The following is a 19,111-nucleotide window of genomic DNA, read 5'->3' on the forward strand; positions in this document are numbered from 1 at the left end:
TTAATTAAATTGAGCTAATTCTAAAAATATTTTCAACGACTGAGATTGAGTCTTTTTTGGCTAAAAAAACAACTTTATCATCTTTTTGAAATACAAAGTCTGATCTGGGTATAATTACTTTATCATCTCTAAGTACAGCACCTATTCGAATTTCTTCAGGTAAGTTTGAATTTTTTAATTCTTTATTGATTAATTCAGATGTCTCAATAATTTCGGCTTCTATTACCTCATATTCACCATTCATAATTGTATAAGCTGTTTCAATTGTACCTTTGTGTATATGTTTTAAAATACTGGAAACTGTATTCATTCTAGGATCAATCAAATCATCTATTTTGAGTGAATTCTGTAATAAAGAATAGTTTGGTTTATTGATTAAAGCCATCGTTCGTTTGTCATCAATTTCTTTTTCATCCTTTGCAAATTTTTCAACCAAAACACTTACCATTAAGTTATCCTCATCATCGTTTGTGAGAGCTAGAACTGTCTCTGCTTCTTCTAAATTTGCTTCTGCTAAAACCTCTTCATCCAACGCATCTCCATTAATAACTATTGTATTGTTTAGCTCACTTGCAAGAAATTCAGCCCTATCTTTATTTTTTTCAATAATTTTTACTCTTGCAGCATCTAAATTTTCTTCAATATTTTTAGCTAAATTAAAACCAATATTACCTCCACCTACAATAAGTATTTTTTTTGAAATTTTTTCTGTATGACCAAAAGCTTCCAATGTTTCAGACATCTGGTTTGAATTTATAATCACATAAATTTTATCATTGGCAATTATTTCATCAGTTTTTTTTGGAATAAAAAACCTCTCTTCTCTTATGACACCAATTACATTTGCTTTGAGGTTAGGGTATTTTATTGTAAGATCACTTAACTTAATATTAATCAAATTACAATTTTCATTAATTAATATTTCAAGCAACCTAATTTTATTTTCCGCAAAAGGTACACTATCTAAAGCACCGGGAGCCTCAAGTTTTCTTTGAATTGATTTTGCAATTTCAATTTCTGGTGAAATAATTACATCTATTGGTAAGTTTTCTTTATTATAAACTGTTGTAAACTTAGGATTTAAATAATCTTGTGATCTAATTCTCGCAATTTTTTTTGGAATTTTAAATATCGAAAAAGCAATTTGGCATATAACCATATTAATTTCGTCATTTCGAGTTACTGCTATAATCATGTCTGCTTCTTGAGCATTAGCTTTTTCAAGTATTGATGGGTAACTTCCTTTTCCAACAATAGCTTTTACATCTAGAGCATCGTCAATTTTTTGAATATCCTCGCTAGAAGGATCTATTACTGTAATAGAATGACCTTGTTCACTAAGCTGTTTAGCAATAGTAAAGCCTACCCTACCTGCACCACAAATGATTATATTCATTTAATTAAATTCTTTAATTCCTAGGCCTTTTAACTTTCTATGCAAGGCACTTCTTTCCATTCCAACAAAATTAGCTGTTTTTGAAATATTTCCATTAAATTTTTTCAATTGAATAGTTAAATACTCCTTTTCAAATTTTTCTCTAGCCTCTTTTAATGGCACAGATAGGCTGTTTTCAGCAAATTGTTCATTGAAATTAATATTTTTTAGAGACTCTTTTATTATATTTGAAATTTTTTCCTTTGTGTCAGGTTGCAAAATTGCAATTCTTTCTATCAAATTTCTTAATTCTCTAACATTACCATGCCAATCATGATTTAAGATATAAGTATTATCTTCATCTATTTCTAATTCATTAATATTGTAATTTTCAGATATTTTTTTTGAAAAATATTTAATTAAAAGTGGAATATCTGAAATACGTTGATTCAATGGTTCTACGTTTATTTCAAAAACATTAAGTCTATGAAATAGATCTTCTCTAAAATTTCCTATTTCAATTTCTTTCTTCAAATCCTTGCTTGAGGAGCATATTAATCTAACATTTACACTTACGTCATTTGAACCATTAACTCTTTTAAACTTTTGATCTGTCAGAACTCTCAAAATTTTTGACTGTATATCCAAAGGTATCTCTGAAACTTGATCTATCAACAAGGTTCCTTTGTTAGCTTTTTCCAACGCTCCATAAGATATAGAACCGTTATCTTTTTCTTCTCCAAATAATTCCAAATCATATTTATTTGAATCTAGCAAAGCTCCGTTTAAAACTACAAAAGGATTTTTGTTTCTTTTGGATAATTTATGAATTTTTCTTGCTATCAATTCTTTTCCAGATCCTGAGGGGCCATTAATAAATACCCTACTTTCTGTAATTGAAATTTTATTAATTTGATCGTTTATATTTAAAATATTTTTACTATTTCCAATTAATTCATAGGATGAAAACAACTTTGTTTCATATTCTTTATTTTGCCTTTTAAGATTATAGTTCTCAACTGCTCTTCTAACAAAATTAAGTAGTCTCTCTTGATCAAAGGGTTTTTCGATAAATTCAAAAGCTCCTTCGTGAAGAGATTTTACTGCCATTTCAATGTTAGCATGACCTGAAATTATTATCACAGGAACATCTTTATCTTTTGATTTAATGTGTGATAACAGCTCTATCCCATCATTATCACCCTTGTCTAATTTAACATCAAGTATTGCAACGTCTGGAAGTTTTTTGTCTATTTCAGATAATGCTTGATTATAATTAGCAGCAAGCCTTGTTTTATAACCAGCATCTAAAATTAACTCGTTAATAATATTCCTTATATCGGCATTATCATCTACAATTAAAATTTCAGAACTCATTCTATTTAATAAAATCTATTTTAATTTTTGCACCTTCATCTAAAGGTATAAATTCAATTTTTCCATTATGGTCATTTATAATTTTACTTACTATTGAAAGACCCAATCCAGTTCCATTTTTTTTTGTAGTAAAGTATGGATTTAAAATATCTTTAATATTTGCTGCAAATATTCCAAAACCAATCCCATTATCTACTAAATTAATTGTTATTTGGTTATTTTTTTCATTAACTTCAATAGTGATTTTTTTGTCTATATTGCTATCATTTTCTGCTCTTTGCTGAATACTTTCAATAGAATTTTTGATTAAATTAAAAAACACTCTTGCAAGCTGTTCTTTATCACTATTTAAAAGAACCTCCTTTGTATTGGTATTAACGGAAATACTAATCGTATTATCTAATTCATTTAATAATTTGATATTTTCTTCAATAATTTGAATTAAATTATTTACTTTTAAAATAGGTTTAGGCATTCTTGCAAAATCAGAAAACTCATTAACTAGATTTCCAATTTGTTTAATTTGATTATTTATAATCTTTAAATTCTCATCAAAATTTTTTTTATCATTTTCATTAACTTGGTTAGAATATTTTGTTTTCATTCTATCTATAGTTAACTGAATTGGGGTTAATGGGTTTTTAATTTCATGCGCTAGTTTTCTTGCTAAATTACTCCAGGCTTCGTGTCTTTCATTGATTATTAATTTTTCTTGCTGACTTTGGAGTCTATCTATCATCAGATTGAAATTTTTATTTAATACTTCCAAATCTTTATCAGTTTTTACTTCTGGAACTTTTGTATCAAATTTTCCTTCACCAATAGAAACAGATGCATTAATTAAATTGTTAATAGATCTAAAAAATCTAGAAGAAAATCTTATAGCTATTGAGATAGAGACAAATAACAAAACACTAACAACTATTACATAAATAATTGCAAAAGATATTTTGATTCCTGTACTTTTTTCTTCAACTGTATAATAAAAATTTATAGCTTCTTGGGACTCGGTTAGATATTTAGAGATATCTTTATCCAGATATTTAATTACGTATAAAAATCTGTTTTCAAAATTTTGTAGTCGCATAATTGCAGCTGAAATATTATCTGGGGCATTAATGATTTTTAAAGGCCTATCATCATCAAGGACTAGCGCTAAAGCTTGATCCATAGGTGGAATATAAGGCTGATTTGCTTTAAGAGATGTGAATAATAATTTTTTATTAATATCAATAATGTGTATTTCATCAATACCTCTAATTAATTTTTGCGTATCTAAAAATCTTTTATATTCTTTAGGATTATCATTTAAAAAATTTTTACTTTTATTAGTATCAAAAGCAATTAATACAATGTCCGATTGAATTTTGTTTCTAATTTCCTCTACATAGTTTTTGGCTAGCTCGTAAGAATTATTAACTACAGTTGTAACTTTCTTGTCGAAATATTTCTCCAAAGCAAATGAAAAAAGAAACAGTGAGAAAGTGGATATTAAAACTGAAGGTATTAAAGTGAAAAGAGCAAATACAGTTATATATTTTTTGTTTGATTTTAGTCCGTCTTTATCAATATCTGTTTTGATTGCTCTTCTAATTTCAAAAAAAATAAATACAAAAAGTGAAGTTAGAAGTAGTATATTTATTATTAAAAGATATTGTAAATTCTCATCAGTTAATTTTATAAATCCTTTATCAATAAAAGTTAAAAATGTTAAAAAACCTATCGATAATGTGATAATAAATAATATTATCAAATAGATATTTTTCTTAATAAAATCTGACATTTGAGTATAAAATTTCTATAAAATTTATAAATATGAGCAACTATTTTATAATACTAGCTTCAGGACAAAGCAAAAGGTTTAATTCAAAAAAACCTAAACAATATAACATTTATAAGGGCAAACCATTATTCAAACACTCTCTTGATAAGGCTTTAAAGTCAAAACTTTTCAAAAAAATAATAATTGTAGTTAACAAAAAAAAGGAGATTAAAGAAAAATTTCCAAAAAATGTTTCAATTATCATTGGAGGGAAAGAAAGATCTGACTCTTCATTAATTGCTTTAAAGTTTATTAGAAAATATAAGCCTACTAATGTTTTAATACACGATGCAGCAAGACCAAATTTTACTTTAAAACTCTTAAAAAAATTAACCGGCAAACTTAAAAAAGTTAGAGCAGTAATACCTGCGATCAAATCAAAAGATTCGATTAAATATAAGATTAGAAATGAAATATATAATTTAAACCGAGATAATTCTATATTAACTCAAACACCACAAGCTTTTAGATTTAAAGATTTATATAATTTATCAATAAAGCAAAAAAAAGTAATTACTGATGAAGCAACACTGTTTATTGAAAACAATCTTAAAGTAAAATTTATTCAAGGTGAAAATGAAAATACTAAAATTACTTTTAAAGAAGATATTAAAGAAAAATTAACTTACTTTGGTATTGGATTTGATATCCATAGATTAATCAAAGGTAAAAAACTTTATTTAGGAGGTATTAAAATACCTTATCATTCAGGTTTAAAAGGACACTCAGATGGTGACGTGATTATTCATTCTGTGATTGACTCAATTTTAGGTGCCATGAGAAAAAAGGATATTGGAACTTTTTTTCCAGATAACATCAACAAGTTTAAAAATATTAGATCTCCAAAAATGCTAAAACCAATTATAAAGTTATTAAATTCAAATAATTATCATATCAATAATTTAGATATTAATCTGATATGTGAAAAACCAAAAATATCTAAATATAGAGATAAAATATTAAATTCGCTTTCAAATCTGTTAGAATTAAATAAAGATTTAATTAATTTAAAAGGCAAAACTACAGAAAAACTTGGATTAATAGGAAAAGAAAAAGCAATTGCCTGTGAAGTAATTTGCTCGATATCAAAATGAAAAAAATTAATGTTTTAATCTCAACTTTTTTTGGGTACGGATACTTAACAAAAATGCCTGGTACTGTTGCATCGATTGTCACAACAGTTTTTATTTACATAGCTTATGAAATTCTTGATTATACAAGTTTAAAATTCTCAATAGTCTTTTTTATTATTTTGTTTTTTTACTCTTTTTATGCAGTCAAAGACACAGAGAGTGAATTTGAAAATAAAGATCCTAGACAAATTGTAATTGATGAAGTTTTGGGTCAATCAATGCCTTTGATACTTTTGCTATATTTAAATCAAACCAATCAAATCAATATTGCTATTGAATTTTATTATATTATTTCTTTACTATCTTTTAGATTTTTTGATATTTTAAAGCCATTTCCGGTAAGCTATTTCGATAAAAATTATAAAAATTATTTTGGTATAATATTGGATGATATAATGGCTGGTCTTTACTCAATGCTTATAGTCTATTTAGTTAGTTTCGTATTTTAATGAATTTAAAAAAACTACATAAAAAATTGATTGATAAAAGATTAACAATTTCTGTAGCTGAATCTTGTACAGGAGGTTTGTTGGCTAGCAATCTTACTAAACTAGCAAATTCATCCAAATACTTTCAAATGGGTTTGATTACTTACTCTAATGAGGCAAAAACTAAAATCTTAAAAGTAGATAGAAATACTATTAAAAAATATGGTGCTGTAAGCAAAGAATGCTGTAAAGAAATGGTAAAGAATTTATCTAAAATTTCTAAAAGCAAAATTAATGTATCAATTACTGGTATAGCTGGGCCAGGAGGAGGATCAAAATTAAAACCAGTTGGTCTTGTCTATATTGGGATTAAAACAGGAAAATATTTATTAATTTTAGAAAATAAATTTAAATCAAGGAACAGATCAAGTATTCAAAAAAATACTGTAAGAGAAGTATTAAATAAAATTACAAAAATTATTTCTTAAAGATTCTCAGCTCTTTTTTGAAAAGCATCAGCTATTTTGTTTAAACCAAATTGAAAAGATTTTTCCATTATTAAATTCAAAAACTTATTTTTAATTTCAAAATCAACATCAAATTTAACTTCAGTTAAATTATCTTTTTCTAAAAATTTCCAATTATTTACAAGATGTTTTAAAGGACCATCAATATTGGTTACATGAATAGAGTCATTTTTTTTATCATATCTTACATCACTTTTATAAGTATCTATAAAGGGTCTTTTGCCAATAGTCAGATCGGCAATTATTTTTATTATATCTCCCTCATCATTTGTTTCATAAACTTTTGAGTCTATACAAAATGGTATAAATTCTGGATATTTTTCAATATCCAAAACAAAATCAATTAATGTTTGTTTGTCACGTGCGATGTGACGTGTAACTGATGCTTTAGGCATTAATTACTTTTTATTCTGTTTTGTTGTAACTTAGCAAAATCTTCATCAGCATGATAAGAAGATCTTGTTAAAGGTGATGATGAAACTAATAAAAACCCTTTTGCTTTTGCTATAGTTCCTAAATCATCAAATTCTTTTGGTGTATAATATCTATCTAATGGATAATGTTTTACTGAAGGTTGCAAATATTGACCAATAGTTATGAAATCAACATCAGCAGCTCTTAAATCATCCATAACTTGCAATATTTCATCTCTAGTTTCACCTAATCCGACCATAATTCCAGATTTTGTAAAAATATTTTTATCAATTTTCTTTGCATTTTTTAATAATTCTAAAGATGCAAAATATCTAGATCCTGGTCTTACTTTTAAATAGAGACTAGGAACAGTTTCAATATTGTGATTAAAAACATCTGGCTTAGCATCTATAACTTTTTTATACGCCTCGCCTTTTCTTAAAAAATCTGGTGTTAAAACTTCTATAGTTGTATTTGGATTTGATTTTCTTGTTTGAATTATTACATCAAAAAAGTGTTTAGAGCCTCCATCATCTAAATCATCTCTATCAACAGAAGTGATTACTACATGTTTTAAATTTAATTTTTTTACAGCTTCTGCAATTTTAACAGGTTCTAACGGATCTAAATTACCTGGTACACCAGTTTTAACATCACAGAAAGCACAAGCTCTTGTGCAAGTATCACCCATTATCATAAAAGTTGCATGTCTTTTGCTCCAACACTCTGTAATATTAGGACAGTTAGCTTCCTGACATACTGTTACAAGATTATTTTTGTTAACAATTGTTTTTGTTAAAAAAAATTCCTTACTGTTTGTAAGTTTAGATCTAATCCAATCTGGTTTTTTCTTTATTGGATTAATTGGTTTATTTTCTTTTTCTGGATGTCTACTTTTCATTTTTTAATAATATAAAGTGTTTCATCTTCTTTACCGAACAAAAACCTTTCTCTAATCAAAGTTTCTATATAATCCAAATCTAAGTTTGTTGTTAATAGTGAATTTTTATGATCCATATCATTTATATACTTAATTAAGGTTAATTCTTGATTTTTCAAGTTAGACAAAAGTTCTTTTTTTTCAATATATGAAAAAAGGCCTCTTTCACCAGAAACTAAATTAAAGCTAAAATAAAAAATTAAAAATATAGATATTAATAAAAAAAAATTTCTTTTTATTAATGTTAACATTAATTTATTTTATTCATTCTTGCTTTATTTCCAAGTTCTTCTTCAATACGTATTAATTGATTATATTTAGCAACTCTTTCAGAACGTGCTAAAGATCCAGTTTTGATTTGATTTGAATTTGTTCCAACAGCTAAATCTGCAATAAATGTATCTTCACTATCTCCAGATCTGTGAGAAATTATTGTTTTGTAACCTATTGTTTGTGCAAATTTTATAACATCGAGAGTTTCAGATACTGTTCCAATTTGATTTAACTTAATTAATATTGAATTAGAGGATACATTTAAAAAACCTTTTTTAAGTCTCTCCAAATTTGTGACATAAAGGTCATCACCAACAATTTGAACATTATTAATAGAACGCATTAATTTATTCCATGCCAACCAATCATTTTCAGCAAAAGGGTCTTCTATTGATTTGATTTTATATTTCTTAATTATTTTTTGATATTCCTTTATCGATTTTTCTACTGAGACAAAACTTCTTGAGTGAATTGAATATTTATTTTTTTTAAACAGCTCATTAGCAGCAACATCTAAGCAAATAGAAACATCTTTACCATTAACTAATCCAGATTTTTTTATTGCAGAAACAATCAAATCTAGAGCTTGGTTATTACTACTAATCATAGGGGCAAAGCCTCCCTCATCACCTACAGATGTAGAATATCCTTTACTTTTAATTAAATTGCTCAGGTTTTTTATAACTACAAAGCAAATTCTCATTGCTTCTGAAAAACTTTTTGCTCTATCAGGTCTAATCATAAATTCTTGAATTCTAAGACCATTGTTGGCATGAGCTCCACCATTAATAATGTTCATTAATGGATAAGGTAATTGAAAATTATTTTTTAAAAAAAAAGTTTTATACAAAGGTAGTTTTTTTACTTTTGCAGAAAGTTTTTTTACAGCCATTGATACGGCAAGCATAGCATTTGCACCTAGGTTGGTTTTTTGTCTCGTGCCATCTAAATTTATTAACAAGGCATCAATTCTCTCCTGGTTATGAACGTTTTGACCTTTTAATTTTTTTGAGATTTTTGAATTTACTAATTCAACAGCTTTTAAAACACTTTTCCCTAAATACTTTTTGTTGTTCTTATCTCGTTTTTCAAAAGCTTCGTATGTTCCTGTTGATGCACCTGATGGGCATATTGCATTAGCACTCAAATTTTTTGTATAAACCTCAGCTTCTACTGTTGGATTTCCTCGACTATCAAAAACTTGTCGTGCTTTAACTTTTATTATTTTACTCACTTAATAAGTTTATCAATTTCAGTTAACTGTTTTAGTAAATTTTCTAGTTTATCAAGAGGAACCATGTTAGGTCCATCAGATGGTGCATTATCAGGATCTTGGTGGGTTTCTATAAATACACCAGCAACACCAACAGCAACAGCTGCTCTTGCAAGATACTCAACAAATTCTCTTTGACCTCCAGATGACTCTCCTTGCCCTCCAGGTTGTTGAACTGAATGCGTTGCATCAAAAATAACTGGATAACCATTCTTCGCCATAATAGGTAAAGATCTCATGTCAGAAACAAGAGTATTGTATCCAAAACTCGCACCTCTTTCAGTAACAAGAATATTTGAGTTTCCTGAGTCTGATATTTTTTTTGTAACATTTACCATGTCCCATGGAGCTAAAAATTGACCCTTTTTAACATTTATAATTTTGTTTGTTTTTGCAGCAGCAATCAAAAGATCTGTTTGTCTACAAAGAAAAGCTGGAATTTGTAAAACATCAACATGATTTGCAACTACAGTACATTGCTCTGGATTGTGAATATCAGTTAAAATTGGAACATTTAATTCTTTTTTAATTTTATCAAATACAGGTAATGAAACATCTAAACCAGCACCTCTCTTGCCTTTTAAACTTGTTCGATTGGCTTTATCAAAAGAGGTTTTGTAAATAAAACCTAGACCATATTTGAAAGTTATTTCTTTTATTTTTCCAGCCATATCCATTGCATGTTGTTCTGTTTCAAGTTGACAAGGACCAGCAATGATACAAATTTTTTTATCGTTTGAAATTTCTAAATTCCCACAATTGACTGTAATGCTACTCATTTATGATTTTTTGCTGCTTTGATAAAGGAAGAGAATAAAGGATGAGGAGACAAAGGTCTAGATTTAAATTCAGGATGGAATTGAACTCCGATAAACCAAGGATGATTTTTGAGTTCAATTATCTCTGGAAGTTTATTGTCTGGTGACAAACCAGAAAATACTAGTCCATTTTTCTCAAATTTTTCTTTGTAGGAAATATCTACTTCATATCTATGTCTGTGTCTTTCTTTAATTAATCTTAATTTATAGATATCTCTAATTTTAGACTTATCTTTTAAAATTGCATCATAAGAGCCAAGTCTCATTGTTCCACCTAAATTTTTATCTGTGCCTTTAACTTTTTTTCCACTTTTTTCCCATTCATTCATTAAACCAATTATATGAACTCCAACTTTATCAAACTCAGAAGAGGTTGCTTTTTTAATTTTTAGTTTATTTCTTGCAAATTCTATTATGGCCATTTGCATACCGTAACAAATACCAAGAAATGGTATTTTGTTAACTCTAGCATATTTGATTGCTTCTATTTTTCCCTCAGTTCCTCTTTTTCCAAATCCACCTGGTATTAGAATACCTGAAACATTTTTAAGTTTATTTTTAATTTCAGAAACTTTTAATTTTTCTGAGTCAATTCTAACTAAATTTACCTTCAGGTTGTTTGTAATTCCTCCGTGAGTTAAGGCTTCATCAAGTGATTTATATGCATCTTTTAATTCTACGTACTTACCTATTATTGCAATATTAACTTGTTTTTTTGTATTAAGAGTAATTTTAGTGATTTTCTTCCAAGGATTTAGATTATTCGATTTTTTAGATTTAATTTTAAAATAATCTAAAACTTGAACATCTAACTGTTCTTTAGCAAAACTAATTGGTGCTTCATAAATTGTTTTTACATCAACCGTTTCAATTACATTTTTAATATCAACATTGCAAAATAGAGATATTTTTTTTCTGTGCTCCAATGGTATTGGTCTTTCAGATCTGCAAATAATTATATCAGGTTGAATACCAATACTTCTCAATTCTTTAACAGAATGTTGTGTTGGTTTAGTTTTTATTTCATCTGAAGCTTTTAAATATGGAACTAAAGTTAAATGAATAAATAAAGCATTTTTTTTACCAATATCATTTGAAAATTGTCTTATTGCCTCGACAAATGGTAAACTTTCAATATCACCAACAATTCCGCCTATTTCACAAATTACAAAATCTTCTTTTGACGTATCGTATTTAATAAATTCTTTAATTCTATCGGTTATATGTGGAATAACTTGAACTGTCTTTCCAAGATATTCTCCTTTTCGTTCTTTCCTCAGAACATCACTATAAATTTTTCCTGTAGTAATATTATCTGTTTTCTTTGCGGTAACTCCTGAAAATCTCTCGTAATGACCTAAGTCTAAATCAGTTTCAGCGCCATCATCTGTTACAAAAACTTCTCCATGTTGGAATGGACTCATTGTTCCAGGGTCAACGTTTAGATATGGATCTAATTTTCTAAGTCTAACTTTATAACCTCTAGATTGTAAAAGATAAGCTAGTGATGCTGATGATAGACCTTTTCCAAGGGATGAAACCACGCCGCCAGTGACAAATATATATCGCGTCATGGAATTATCTTATAGCTAATAAAAAAAGAAATAGAAAGTATTAATTAATTATTTTCAGGAATTGATGGAGTATCTTCAGTTTTTTCTTCAACAGTGTCTAAAACTGATCCTGTAGGCGTTAATTCTGCTCTTGAAATTATTGTCAGCGCTAAGCTACAAATAATAAATAAAGTTGCAACTATAGCAGTTGCTTTAGTAATAAAACTACCAGCTGATCTCGATAGCATGAAATTTTCTTGTGAAACACCAATACCTAAAGCGCCACCCTCTGATTTTTGAAGTAGCACAAGCACAACTAAAATAAATGCAAGTATGATGTTAATTACAAGTAATAATGTTTCCATGGGGGACTAATTAATGGTTTTTTTAATTATATCAATAAATTTCTTTGGATTTTGTGATGCTCCACCTATTAAAAAACCATCTATGTCAGGAATTATTTTTAATTGATCAATATTATTGCTGTTAACAGAGCCTCCATATAAAACTTTTGGAGATTTTTTTCCAAATTTACTTTTTATAAATTTAATTGATTTAGACAGTTCCTCTGATGAAGGAATTAAACCAGTTCCAATTGACCATACTGGTTCGTACGCAATAATTATATCATTAATTTTTTTGATAGATTTTAATCCTTTCTTTAATTGACTGTTTAAAACTTGATTAGTCTTTTTATCTCTTTTTTGTTTTAGAGTTTCACCAATACAAAAAATAATTTTTAAACCAGATTTAATTGAATTTTTTATTTTAAGATTTATTAGATTGTCATTTTCTCCAGCCATTCTGTTTTCGGAATGACCCAAGATCACATATTTTGCTCCAACACTTTTAAGCATTTTTGCATTAACCTGACCTGTAAAAGCTCCATATTCTAAATTTTGATGAGAATTTTGTGCACCAACTTCAATATTTGTTTTACTAAGTCTTTTTGAAATTGGACGTATTAGAGTATTTGGAGGACAATAAATTAGTTTGAACTTATTTTTTTTATGACTTTTTGAGAATTTAATAACTTTATCTAATGAATTTATAGTTTTTAAATCTCCAAACATTTTCCAATTAGCTATAAAATACATATATTTATTTGTCATAATTGACTTTTTAATCTATAGATTTGTTTTTTACAGATCAATAAATTTATAACGTTATGGTTGAAAAATTAAAAAATTTAGGTTGGAAACAATTTGGTGGATTAGTTTTAATAGTAATCATCATAATAGCTTTTGGCTTTGGTGGATTTGGTGGTGGCTTTAGCACTAACAATCAAAATAATATTGCTAAAATAAATAAAACTAACGTTACCACTCAAGATTTCATGGACTATGTTAATCAAAGTGGAATTTCACAAGAAGCAATAAGAAATAATTTAGACAACAACATTATAGAAGAATTATTATCAGGACTTATTTCAACAACTTTAATTGATTTAGAGATTGAAGATTTTAAACTTTCTATAAACGAAAAGACAATTTTAAAATATTTAAAAGACAATAAAAATTTTAAAGACGAGAACGGTTCTTTTGAAAGAATTAAATATGAAAAATTTTTACTTTCAAACAATATGTCTGCTCCTTTGTTTGAGTTGAAATTAAAAAATCAAGGTTTACAGAAACACTTATTTGATTTTATTGGAGCAGGTACTGTTACCCCTGAATTTCTAATAGAAAGTAAATTTGAAGAAAACAATAAAACATTATCTATTGAATACTTTGATATGGAGAATTTATATAAGATTAAAGAAGATTATACATCAGATGAAATCAACACATTTATTGAAGAAAATAAAGATCAATTAAAAAGAGAATATATTGACTTCAAATATGTGGTTTTAAATCCAAAAAATTTAATTGGAATTGATGAATTTAATCAAGATTTTTTTAACGAAATTGATGCAATAGAAAATAAAATTTCTCAAAATGAAAGTTTTGGTTCGATAATTGAAAACATAAATGTGGATGTGATTAATATTAATGAATTTGCTCCAAATGAAAACACTAATACAAACGAAAAGTTAATTTACTCTAAGAAATCAAGAAAATTAGATATATTTGAAAGTGGCGATAATTATATTCTTTATGATATAGAGAATGAATATGACCGTTCACCAGATCTCAATGATGAAATATTAAAAAATGAAATCGTCGAACTTATTTATCAAAAAGGTAAATTTGATTACAATAGAAAAATAATTGAAGAGATACAGAGTGATGGGTTTAATGAAAGTAAATTTATAGAGTTAAGTTCAGGTAAGATCCAAACTGGATCAATTAATTCAATTAACGATGATGAGCTGTTTGAATTAAATTCAATTAAAATGCTTTACTCATTACCTCAAAATTCTTTTGCTTTAGTAAACAATACTAATAATCAAATATTTTTAGTCAAAATAAAAGATATAAATAAAAATACTATAAATAAACAAAGTGAGGAATATAAAGGATTTATAAATTCACAAAATACGAATAACAGAAAAGGTATTTTACAATCCTACGATACCCTGTTGAATAATAAATATCAGGTTCAATTGAATCAAAAAACTATTGATAGAATTAAAAACTATTTCAAATGATAATTAATCGAAGCTTCGAAGATTTTAAGTTTCGACATAGAAGCAAAAAAAATCAGATTATATACACTTCTAAAAAAGTAAATTCTGATGACGAAGTAATAAATTTAATTGATAATTTTTTAGAGGAAAAGAATAGTTTTATATTTGAGTCTGTTGAAAAAGGAAAAATTAAAGGTAGATACACAATTTTTGGTAAAGATCCTGATAAGATATGGGAGTTCAACAACCAAAAGTCATATTTAATCACTGAAAATAAAAAAATCATTCTTAAAGATAAACCAGAAAAGTTAATAGAAAAAATTATTGAAAATTTTAAATTTGATACACCTAAGAATTTACCTAAGATTTGTTCTCTAATTTCAGGTTATTTTTCATATGACTCTATTAGGTACATAGAAAAAATTCCTAACTCATGTAAAAATGATCTTAATTTACCTGATGTAAGATTGATGAGACCAAGAACGTTGGTTATTCATGATAATTTAAAAAAAGAAATATTTTATATTAGTAATGTTTTTAATGATGAAAAAATTAAAAATTATCAAAAAAAGTATGACTCTATAAAAACTGATCTATTTAAACTATTAATTCAATCATCCATCAAAAATATTGATACAAAAAGAGTATCAAAAGAAAAAAAAATTAAAGTTAAATCAAACACATCTAAAAATAAATTTCTTGCAATAGTTAAAAAAGCTAAGAAATACATTAAACTTGGTGATATTTTTCAAGTTGTTTTAAGTCAAAGATTTGAAGCAAAACTAACAAAAAAACCTCTAGAAATTTATAAAAAACTTAGAGTAACTAACCCCTCCCCTTTTATGTTTTACTTCAACTTTAATGACTTCCAAATTATTGGGGCAAGTCCAGAAATTTTAGTAAGACTAAGAGATAATAAAATTACAGTTAGACCAATAGCAGGTACTAGACCAAGAGGAAAAAATAGAAAAGAAGATCTTTTTTATGAAAAAGACCTTCTTAAAGACAAAAAAGAACTTTCTGAACATTTAATGCTTTTAGATTTAGGAAGAAATGATGCTGGTAAAGTATCAAAAATAAATACTGTAAAGGTAACTGAGAGTTTTATAATTGAGAGGTACTCTCATGTAATGCATATAGTTTCCAATGTAGTTGGAGAGTATAATAGAAAGTTTTCAAAATTTAAATCACTGTTGGCAGGATTTCCTGCTGGTACTGTTTCTGGTGCTCCTAAAATAAGAGCAATGGAAATTATTGATGAGTTAGAAACATCGAAAAGAAAAGTTTACGCTGGTGGAATTGGATACTTTTCTGCAAATGGTGAATTTGATACTTGTATTGCATTAAGAACAGCTGTAGCAAAAAATAAAAAATTCTATGTACAAGCTGGAGCAGGTATCGTTGCTGATAGTAAACCTATAAACGAATATGATGAAACAGTGAACAAGGCGAAGGCTTTGATAAATGCTTTAAGATAATGAAAATATTATTAATAGATAATTATGATAGTTTTACATTTAATCTTTATCATTACATTTCTTCATTAGATGTAAAAGTTGATGTCATAAGAAATGATAAAATTAACTCTAAAGAAATATTAAGAAAAAAATATGATAAAATTGTTATTTCACCTGGACCTGGAAATCCAAATCAATCTGGAAATTGCATAAACATTTTAAAATCATTACATAAAAAATTGCCCTTTTTAGGTGTTTGTCTTGGACATCAAATTATAGGTCAAGTTTTTGGATCTAAAATTATTCAAGCAAAAAAATTAATGCACGGAAAAACTAGCAAAATTAAATCACAAAAAATTGGTATCTTAAAAAATCTACCTCGTACCTTTGAAGCTACAAGATATCATAGCTTAATTATTGATAAAAAAACCCTATCGAAAGATTTAGAGATTACAGCTGAAACTGATAATGGGTTAATTATGGCTATCCAACATAAGCAATTTAATATTCATGGTGTACAATTTCACCCAGAAAGTATTAAAACTAAGATGGGAATGAAAATTTTAAAAAATTTTATTAATTATTAATTTTATGGATAAGATTTTAGAAAAACTTAAAAATAAAGAAAATTTAAACTTCGAAGAAAGTAAGTCAGCATTTGAGATTTTAATGACTGGTAAAGCTGATGAGGATCAAATCTATAATTTTTTAATACTTCTGTCTGAAAAAGGAGAAGTTGCAGATGAAATTGCTGGGGGTGTTTATGTCCTTAGAGAAAAATCTAAAAGAGTAAACGTTCAAGATTGCATAGATACATGCGGTACAGGTGGTGACGGTATGAACACTGTTAATATATCAACTGCATCAGCCTTACTTTTAGCTAGTATGGGTATAAAAGTTGCAAAACACGGCAATAAAGCTGTATCTTCAAAATGTGGCTCTGGAGATGTTTTGGAGGCTCTTAATATTAAAATTGATCTAGAGCCTAAAGAAATAGAACAAGAAATAAGCAATAACAATTTTGGTTTTATGTTTGCTCCAAATTATCATAGCGCCATGAGATTTGTAGGTCCTGTAAGAAAAAAAATCGGTAAAAGAACTATTTTCAACATGATTGGTCCCTTAAGTAATCCCGCTTTAGTAGAAAGACAGGTTGTTGGAGTATTTGATAAAAAATTATTAAAAATTTTTGCAGAGGGATTAAAAAATTTAAATATAAAATTTGCATGGATAGTAAACAGCGAAGATGGATTGGATGAAATATCTCCTTATGCAAAAACAAATATAATACAACTGAAGAATGGAGAAATATCTGAAATCTTGGTTGACCCTAATTCAATTGGTGTGAATGCAGAAAAATTTGAAAATTTAATTGGTAATGATGCAAAATTCAATGCAAATAAAATGATTGAAATATTTAAAGGTATAGATAATGATTTTTCAAAAGCAGTTTGTTTAAATGCTGCAGCTGGTTTAATCGTTGCAGAAAAGTTTGTTGATTTTGAAGAGGCCTATAATCACGCAAGACAATTTATTCTTTCTGGTAAAACTTTTTCACATTTGGAACAAATACAAAATGTCTGAAAACGTTTTAGAAAATATAATTAAAAAAAAAATCGAAAAAATTGATAATCTAAAAAAATCAATAGATCTTAAAAAATTAGATGAATTAATACAAAAAAATAAATCATACATAAATTTTAAAGATAAAATTGAAAACAATTTAAAAGACAATAAAACTTCAATTATTGCTGAAATAAAAAAAGCAAGTCCTTCTGCAGGTGTTATAATTGAAGACTATAATCCAGTAGAAATTGCTAATATTTATTTAAAAAATAATGCTACTTGTTTATCAGTTTTAACTGAAGAAGATTATTTTTTGGGAAATTTAATCCATATAAGTAAAATAAAAGATAAGGTTAATTTACCGATATTATGTAAAGATTTTTTTATTGATACTTTTCAAGTGCCACTTGCCAAAAGTTATGGTGCAGATGCAATTCTGATTATTTTAGCTGGTGTCTCAGATGATCTTGCAAACAATTTATATCAAGAGGCGTTGAAATTAGATATGTCAGTAATAGTAGAAGTACATACTGTTGAAGAGGCTCAAAAGGCATTAAATTTTAAAAATGCACTAATTGGTATTAACAACAGAAACTTAAAAACACTTAAAACAGATATAAATACAACCTATGATATTTATAATGTTGTAAAAAACCATAAAGGACCTCTAATTTCTGAGAGTGGTATTAAATCTAAAGAAGAATTATTGGAATTAAACAGTAAGACATCAATTAATACTTTTTTAATTGGTGAATCACTTTTGAAAAAATTGGATGAAAATTCAATTTTTTCAGTTTTGTAGTCAATTTAAGCCCTATTTTACTCACTTTTTTTAGTATTGTTAAAACAAAAGAACTTTTATAGAACATTCTTTGTACGATATTTGTTCTTATGCTAACAAAAAAACAAAAAAACCTGCTTTTATTTATCAACAAGAAATTGAGAAGTTCTGGTGTATCTCCTTCTTACGAAGAGATGAAACAATCTCTAAACTTAAAATCAAAGTCAGGTATTCATAGATTGATCAGCGCCTTAGAAGAAAGAGGATTTATTAAAAGATTAGCTCATAAAGCAAGAGCTTTAGAGGTGGTAAAATTGCCAGAAACAGCTTCAGCGAACGATATTTACAATAGTTTTTCACCAAGTGTTATCAAAGGTGGTTTAGACGAAGAAATTAATAATTCAGATGAAATAGAAGTGCCAGTATTAGGAAAAATTGCAGCGGGTACTCCTGTAGAAGCAATACAAAATGAAGTTTCAAGAATACCATTACCAAATAATTTAGAAAAAAATGGAGATTATTTTGGATTGAAAGTTCAAGGAGACTCAATGATTGAAGCTGGAATCCACGAGGGAGATACAGTTATTATTAAAAGAACAGATACAGCAGATAATGGAAAAATTGTAGTCGCGTTAATTGACGAACACGAAGCAATGTTAAAAAGAATTCGTAAAAAAGGTAAAGTTGTTGCATTGGAAAGTGCAAATAGAAACTATGAAACCAAAATATTTGGCCCCGATAGAGTAAAAGTTCAGGGTGTTTTGGTATCTTTATATAGAAACTTTTAAAAAAATAGTCTAAACAT

At 27.1% G+C, this 19,111-nt stretch carries 20 protein-coding genes; 9 read left to right on the forward strand and 11 right to left on the reverse strand.

Annotated features, from left to right (window positions below):
• Positions 1-4 precede the first annotated feature (4 nt).
• Genes trkA through ACTTAR_RS01370 form a run of 3 tightly spaced genes read right to left on the reverse strand, consistent with a single transcriptional unit; the run spans position 5 to position 4,535 of the window.
• Entirely contained in the window at positions 5-1,396 is a 1,392-nt protein-coding gene (gene trkA / locus ACTTAR_RS01360) for a Trk system potassium transporter TrkA (RefSeq protein ID WP_440697490.1), read from the reverse strand.
• On the reverse strand, positions 1,397-2,752 hold the full coding sequence (locus tag ACTTAR_RS01365) for a sigma-54-dependent transcriptional regulator (RefSeq protein WP_440680843.1): 1,356 nt from the start codon (positions 2,750-2,752) through the stop codon (positions 1,397-1,399). It abuts the gene before it with no gap.
• 1 nt (position 2,753) lies between these two features.
• The gene (locus tag ACTTAR_RS01370; RefSeq protein ID WP_440697491.1) at positions 2,754-4,535 is read right to left on the reverse strand and encodes an ATP-binding protein; all 1,782 of its coding nucleotides are present in this window, start codon (positions 4,533-4,535) and stop codon (positions 2,754-2,756) included.
• A 32-nt stretch (positions 4,536-4,567) separates the two neighbouring features.
• On the opposite strand from ACTTAR_RS01370, the gene ispF reads away from it, so the two are divergent.
• Genes ispF through ACTTAR_RS01385 form a run of 3 tightly spaced genes read left to right on the forward strand, consistent with a single transcriptional unit; the run spans position 4,568 to position 6,623 of the window.
• Positions 4,568-5,668 (forward strand): 2-C-methyl-D-erythritol 2,4-cyclodiphosphate synthase, encoded by a 1,101-nt coding sequence (gene ispF / locus ACTTAR_RS01375; RefSeq protein ID WP_440697492.1) that lies wholly within the window; start codon positions 4,568-4,570, stop codon positions 5,666-5,668.
• Complete coding sequence (locus tag ACTTAR_RS01380; RefSeq protein WP_440697493.1) at positions 5,665-6,156, forward strand: phosphatidylglycerophosphatase A family protein; 492 nt, start codon at positions 5,665-5,667, stop codon at positions 6,154-6,156. The genes ispF and ACTTAR_RS01380 overlap by 4 nt, the downstream gene beginning before the upstream one ends.
• Entirely contained in the window at positions 6,156-6,623 is a 468-nt protein-coding gene (locus ACTTAR_RS01385) for a CinA family protein (RefSeq protein WP_440697494.1), read from the forward strand. Before ACTTAR_RS01380 ends, ACTTAR_RS01385 begins: the two co-directional genes overlap by 1 nt.
• Here ACTTAR_RS01385 and ACTTAR_RS01390 read toward each other — a convergent pair.
• From ACTTAR_RS01390 to tpiA, 8 genes are read right to left on the reverse strand one after another with little or no spacing between them, the layout of a single operon-like run.
• Entirely contained in the window at positions 6,620-7,057 is a 438-nt protein-coding gene (locus ACTTAR_RS01390; protein ID WP_440680834.1) for a type II toxin-antitoxin system RatA family toxin, read from the reverse strand. The genes ACTTAR_RS01385 and ACTTAR_RS01390 overlap by 4 nt on opposite strands.
• Entirely contained in the window at positions 7,057-7,977 is a 921-nt protein-coding gene (gene lipA, locus ACTTAR_RS01395) for a lipoyl synthase (protein WP_440697495.1), read from the reverse strand. Before lipA ends, ACTTAR_RS01390 begins: the two co-directional genes overlap by 1 nt.
• Entirely contained in the window at positions 7,974-8,267 is a 294-nt protein-coding gene (locus ACTTAR_RS01400; RefSeq protein ID WP_440697496.1) for an FtsB family cell division protein, read from the reverse strand. The genes lipA and ACTTAR_RS01400 overlap by 4 nt, the downstream gene beginning before the upstream one ends.
• The gene (gene eno / locus ACTTAR_RS01405) at positions 8,267-9,523 is read right to left on the reverse strand and encodes a phosphopyruvate hydratase (protein ID WP_440680828.1); all 1,257 of its coding nucleotides are present in this window, start codon (positions 9,521-9,523) and stop codon (positions 8,267-8,269) included. The genes ACTTAR_RS01400 and eno overlap by 1 nt, the downstream gene beginning before the upstream one ends.
• Positions 9,520-10,341, reverse strand: coding sequence for a 3-deoxy-8-phosphooctulonate synthase (kdsA, locus tag ACTTAR_RS01410; protein WP_440680826.1), 822 nt, complete (start codon positions 10,339-10,341; stop codon positions 9,520-9,522). The genes eno and kdsA overlap by 4 nt, the downstream gene beginning before the upstream one ends.
• Entirely contained in the window at positions 10,338-11,954 is a 1,617-nt protein-coding gene (locus ACTTAR_RS01415) for a CTP synthase (protein WP_440697497.1), read from the reverse strand. Before ACTTAR_RS01415 ends, kdsA begins: the two co-directional genes overlap by 4 nt.
• A gap of 44 nt (positions 11,955-11,998) precedes the next feature.
• Positions 11,999-12,298 (reverse strand): preprotein translocase subunit SecG, encoded by a 300-nt coding sequence (secG, locus tag ACTTAR_RS01420; protein ID WP_075506676.1) that lies wholly within the window; start codon positions 12,296-12,298, stop codon positions 11,999-12,001.
• Between the two features lie 6 nt (positions 12,299-12,304).
• Positions 12,305-13,045 carry a triose-phosphate isomerase gene (tpiA, locus tag ACTTAR_RS01425; RefSeq protein ID WP_440697498.1) on the reverse strand — a complete coding sequence of 247 codons (741 nt, stop codon included), beginning with the start codon at positions 13,043-13,045 and terminating at the stop codon, positions 12,305-12,307.
• A gap of 56 nt (positions 13,046-13,101) precedes the next feature.
• Here tpiA and ACTTAR_RS01430 point away from each other — a divergent pair, with 56 nt between their 5' ends.
• The 6 genes from ACTTAR_RS01430 to lexA all read left to right on the forward strand — a co-directional run bounded on the left by ACTTAR_RS01430 (position 13,102) and on the right by lexA (position 19,094).
• Positions 13,102-14,523, forward strand: coding sequence for a SurA N-terminal domain-containing protein (locus ACTTAR_RS01430; RefSeq protein WP_440697499.1), 1,422 nt, complete (start codon positions 13,102-13,104; stop codon positions 14,521-14,523).
• Entirely contained in the window at positions 14,520-15,980 is a 1,461-nt protein-coding gene (trpE, locus tag ACTTAR_RS01435) for an anthranilate synthase component I (protein WP_440697500.1), read from the forward strand. Before ACTTAR_RS01430 ends, trpE begins: the two co-directional genes overlap by 4 nt.
• Complete coding sequence (locus ACTTAR_RS01440; protein WP_440680818.1) at positions 15,980-16,546, forward strand: anthranilate synthase component II; 567 nt, start codon at positions 15,980-15,982, stop codon at positions 16,544-16,546. Before trpE ends, ACTTAR_RS01440 begins: the two co-directional genes overlap by 1 nt.
• Before the next feature lie 4 nt (positions 16,547-16,550).
• Positions 16,551-17,543 (forward strand): anthranilate phosphoribosyltransferase, encoded by a 993-nt coding sequence (trpD, locus tag ACTTAR_RS01445; RefSeq protein ID WP_440680816.1) that lies wholly within the window; start codon positions 16,551-16,553, stop codon positions 17,541-17,543.
• Entirely contained in the window at positions 17,536-18,327 is a 792-nt protein-coding gene (locus tag ACTTAR_RS01450; RefSeq protein ID WP_440680815.1) for an indole-3-glycerol phosphate synthase TrpC, read from the forward strand. Before trpD ends, ACTTAR_RS01450 begins: the two co-directional genes overlap by 8 nt.
• A gap of 89 nt (positions 18,328-18,416) precedes the next feature.
• Positions 18,417-19,094, forward strand: a complete 678-nt coding sequence (gene lexA / locus ACTTAR_RS01455; RefSeq protein WP_085114205.1) for a transcriptional repressor LexA — start codon at positions 18,417-18,419, stop codon at positions 19,092-19,094.
• Positions 19,095-19,111 lie beyond the last annotated feature (17 nt).

The sequence above is a fragment of the Candidatus Pelagibacter sp. HIMB1709 genome, from assembly GCF_052047635.1.
In the GTDB taxonomy this organism is placed as follows: Bacteria; Pseudomonadota; Alphaproteobacteria; order Pelagibacterales; family Pelagibacteraceae; genus Pelagibacter.